Origin of the sequence: Microbacterium sp. K41, from assembly GCF_004794395.1 — a bacterium.
GTDB lineage: Bacteria > Actinomycetota > Actinomycetes > Actinomycetales > Microbacteriaceae > Microbacterium > Microbacterium sufflavum.
In genome coordinates, this window is the sequence record NZ_SSDO01000487.1 from 1 (window position 1) to 3,814 (window position 3,814).

Annotated in this window: 7 protein-coding genes; 4 read left to right on the plus strand and 3 right to left on the minus strand. The window is 73.8% G+C overall.

The genetic code is table 11. From position 1 onward, the window contains the following. A partial coding sequence (locus tag DW309_RS16160; RefSeq protein ID WP_205812837.1) for an aldo/keto reductase occupies positions 1 to 213 on the plus strand: 213 nt, incomplete at its 5' end. On the opposite strand, the gene DW309_RS16165 is transcribed toward DW309_RS16160, so the two are convergent. After that, on the minus strand, positions 195 to 644 hold the full coding sequence (locus tag DW309_RS16165) for a VOC family protein (protein WP_168387306.1): 450 nt from the start codon (positions 642 to 644) through the stop codon (positions 195 to 197). The genes DW309_RS16160 and DW309_RS16165 overlap by 19 nt on opposite strands. Before the next feature lie 56 nt (positions 645 to 700). On the opposite strand from DW309_RS16165, the gene DW309_RS16170 reads away from it, so the two are divergent. The 3 genes from DW309_RS16170 to DW309_RS16180 are packed head-to-tail and all read left to right on the plus strand — an operon-like array spanning position 701 to position 2,498. Next, positions 701 to 1,441: an SDR family NAD(P)-dependent oxidoreductase gene (locus DW309_RS16170; protein WP_136045945.1), complete on the plus strand. Its 741-nt coding sequence runs from the start codon at positions 701 to 703 to the stop codon at positions 1,439 to 1,441. Continuing rightward, a complete protein-coding gene (locus DW309_RS16175) occupies positions 1,441 to 2,058 on the plus strand; it encodes a gamma carbonic anhydrase family protein (protein WP_136035313.1) in 618 nt (205 codons plus the stop codon). The genes DW309_RS16170 and DW309_RS16175 overlap by 1 nt, the downstream gene beginning before the upstream one ends. Further along, entirely contained in the window at positions 2,055 to 2,498 is a 444-nt protein-coding gene (locus tag DW309_RS16180) for a nuclear transport factor 2 family protein (RefSeq protein ID WP_168387307.1), read from the plus strand. Before DW309_RS16175 ends, DW309_RS16180 begins: the two co-directional genes overlap by 4 nt. A 20-nt stretch (positions 2,499 to 2,518) precedes the next feature. Here DW309_RS16180 and DW309_RS16185 read toward each other — a convergent pair whose 3' ends face one another. Together DW309_RS16185 and DW309_RS16190 are read right to left on the minus strand one after the other, a co-directional pair. Further along, a complete protein-coding gene (locus DW309_RS16185; RefSeq protein WP_136045947.1) occupies positions 2,519 to 3,631 on the minus strand; it encodes an acyl-CoA dehydrogenase family protein in 1,113 nt (370 codons plus the stop codon). Further along, positions 3,631 to 3,814 (minus strand): acyl-CoA dehydrogenase family protein (locus DW309_RS16190; protein WP_136045948.1); only part of this gene is annotated, 184 nt, incomplete at its 5' end. The genes DW309_RS16185 and DW309_RS16190, both read right to left, overlap by 1 nt.

Here is a 3,814-nt window from a genome sequence, read left to right on the forward strand (position 1 = left end):
CCCGTGCCCGTGGCCGAGGTGGCGGCGCGCTCCGGCGTCAGCCCGCAGCGCGTGGTGCTGGCGTGGCTGCTCGCACGATCGCCCGTGCTGATCCCGATCCCCGGTGCGAGCCGGCCGGAGAGCGTGCGGGATTCCGTCGCGGCGGTCGAGCTGACGCTGGACCCCGCCGACCTGCGGCTGCTCGACGGCGCCGGTCAGGCGGTGCCGGGATGAGGCTCCTGCAGCAGCTCGACCCGCACGTCGTCGGGCCCGAGCACGTACACGTAGCGGAAGCCGTCGAGCGGTCCGGCCGTCGCGGTCATGACCGCCGAGAGCGGGTGGTGGCCGAGCTCCGCCAGCCGCGCGAGGCTCTGCGCGATGTCGGGCACCGTGATCGCGGGGTGGGCAGCGCCGATGTGGCCGTTGTGCGGGTCGATGCGCGCAGCGTCGACCCCGCGGTACTCCGCGAGCTCCAGGAAGACGCCGTCGTCGAGCCGCACGAACGTGAGCAGGATCTCGGCACCGGGGCGTCCGGTCGCGGCCTCGACCGCGGGGCCGCTCTTGACCAGGGGGCCGGTCACCGTGCCGCCCGTCGCGGCGGCGTAGAACGCGGCGGCCCCCGCCGTGTCGCTCACGGTGATGCCCATGTGGTGCAGGCGCGGCATGCCGTCTCCCATCTCTCAAGCAAACGTTTGTTCGATCACTATCGCGGAGGAACCCCATGAGTGCAAAACCCGTCATCGACCTGACCGGACGCGTCGCCGTCATCACCGGCGCCGCCGGAGGGCAGGGCCGCTCGCACGCCGCTCTGTTCCACGAGCTCGGCGCCGACCTGGTGCTGACCGACCTCGACGGGGCGGCCGTGCAGGAGGTCGCGGCCGGGTACGGCGATCGCGCGATCGGCCTCGCGCACGACGTCTCCTCCGCCGACGCGTGGGGCGCGGTCGCCGAGGCTGCGCGCGAGCGGTTCGGCCACGTGGACGTGCTGGTGAACAACGCCGGGTTCTGCCCCGAAGGACCGCTCGCGGAAACGGCCGAGCGCGTCATCCGTCTCACGCTCGACGTGAACCTCATCGGCCCCATGCTCGGCGTGCAGGCGCTGCTCCCGCTCCTGGGCGACGGCGGCTCGATCATCAACATCGCCTCGACGGCCGGGGTCGCCGGCTACGCCAACCGCGTGCCCTACTCGGCGTCGAAATGGGGGCTGCGGGGGGTCTCCCACGCGCTGGCCCGCGAGCTGGCGGGCAGCGGCATCCGCGTGAACACCGTGTGTCCCGGCGCCGTCGACACGCCCATGATCACCGAGGACACCCGGGCGGGGGTCGGGTTCATCTCACGCATCCCCATCCCGCGCGCGGGCCGGCCCGAGGAGATCTCGGCACTCGTCGCCTACCTCGCGAGCCCGGCCAGCAGCTACTGCACCGGACAGGACTTCGTCATCGACGGCGGTCAGGTCGCCTGATGCCGTCGTACGCGTTCGACGGCGTAGTGCCGGTGGTCGACCCGACCGCGTTCGTGCACGAGACCGCGAGCCTGATCGGTGACGTCGTGATCGGTCCCGGCTGCTACATCGGACCCTTCGCGAGCCTGCGCGGAGACTTCGGTCGCATCGTCGTGGGGGAGGGGTCGAACGTGCAGGACTCGTGCGTCATCCACGCGTTCCCCGGTGCGGACGCGGTGCTCGACCCGCACAGCCACGTCGGCCACGGTGCGGTGCTGCACGGCTGCCGCATCGGGTCGTTCGCGCTGATCGGCATCGGGGCCACCGTGCTCGACGGCGCCGAGATCGGGGCGGACGCGCTGCTGGGCGCAGGTGCCGTGGTCACCGCGGGCACCGTGATCCCGCCCGGGTCGAAGGCGCTTGGAGCCCCGGCGCGGGTGGTCGGGCTCCTCGACGACGACGCGCAGGAGTGGAAGCGGAACGGCGTGCGCATCTACCAGGAGCTCGCCCGGCGCAGCCGTGAGACCCTGGTGGCGGTGGAGCCGCTGCCGGCTGCGGAGCCCGACCGCCGACGCACCACCTGGGCCGCGGACGCCGCGACACCGCTGCACCGTCGACGCGCGGAGGGACCCCGGTGAGCACGGCCGAGTTCGCGGACTGGCTCGACATCACCCGCACGATCCTGCGGTACGGGCGCTACGCCGATCAGCGGAGGTTCGCCGACATGGCGTCGTTGTTCGTGCCGGACGGGCGGATGCTCCTGTATCGGCCGCGTGCCGATCACCCGGCCGAGACGCCGCGGGGGACGGCGGAGCTGGTCGCGGCGTTCGAGGCCCTCACGGCCTTCGTGGCGACCAGTCACGCGCTGTCTCCGAGCGATGTGGAGGTGCGAGGCGACACCGCCCGGGTGCATACGGGCTGCCTGTCGCACCACATCCGCGAGACCTCGGAGGGACGCATCCGCTTCACCCTCGCCGACCGCTACGACGACGACCTCGTGCGGGTGGACGGCCGCTGGCTGTTCCGCGAGCGCCGCAAGTACACCGACTGGGCCGAGACCACCCCGCTCCGCCGCTGAGGCCGCCGCCAGGGCTGCGGTCAGAGGCGTGCGAGGGCCCAGGGCTCGGCGGCGGCGCGGAGCTCGCGCGGGGTGCCGAATAGGGTGCCGAGGGCGTGCGCGCGCTTGAACACCAGGTGCGCGTCGTGCTCCCACGTGATCGCGATCCCGCCGTGCAGCTGGATCATCTCTCCCGCGACCCGGGTGAGCGCTTCCGAGCACACGGCCTTCGCGATCGTAGCCAGCTCCGCGCGGTCGGGGGCGCCGGACGCGAGGGCGTCGGCGGCCGCGCGGGACGCGGTGCGCGCCACCTCCACCCGCACGTGCAGGTCGGCCATGCGGTGCTTGAGCGCCTGGAACGAGCCGATGGGTCGCCCGAACTGCACCCGCTGCTGCGCGTAGGCCACGGTGTCGTCGAGGGCCCGCGCCGCTGTGCCCGCCTGCACCGCCGCGACCGCCGCGAGCGCGAGCGCCCGCACGTCGTCGAGCACGGCGGGATCGCCGTCGCCGAGCGGACGGGCAGGGACCCCGTCGAACCGGAGGGTGGCGAGCCGCAGGGTCTGGTCCATCGTCGGGTCGTCCTCGCGCGCGACCGCCGCGGCGTCGAGCACCTCGAACAGGCGCGGGCCGTCGGCGGTGCGGGCCACCGCGACCAGCACGTCGGCGGGCAGCCCGTCCAGCACGAAGCCCGCCGTGCCGGTGAGCGTCCACGCCTCCCCGTCGGCCTCGGCGTGCACGTCGATGTGGTCGGGGGCGAAGCGTCCGGACGGGTCGGCCCACACGAGCGCCGCCGCCGACGATCCCTCCGCGATGCCGGGCAACAGTCGGGCGGACGCCTCCGCATCGCCCGCGGCCAGGATCGCCTGCGCCGCGATCGCGACCGAGCCGAGGTACGGCGACGGCGCGAGCGCGTAGCCGATCTCCTCCAGCGCCAGCTGCGCCTCCCGCAGTGTGAAGCCGGCGCCGCCGTGCTCCTCGGGGACGGCCATGCCGGTGATGCCGACCTCCTCGCAGAGCAGACGCCACAGGTCGGCGTCGAACCGTTGGTCCGACTCCAGGGCCCGACGCGTCGCCGCACTGTCGGCGCGTTGGCTCAGGATCCCGCGCACGAGGGCGACGAGCTCCTGCTGATCCTCATCGGGTTCGAAAGACATCACCGCTCCTTCGGAAGGATGTCGCGGGCGATGCGCGCCCGATGGAAATCCGGCGTGCCCCACGCCGCGGACAGCGCGGGCGCGAGGCCCAGCCAGATCCGCAGCGTGTGCTCGGCCGTGTAGCCGATCGCGCCGTGCACCTGCAGCGAGGTGCGCGCGGCGCGCAGCGCGGCGTCGCCCGCG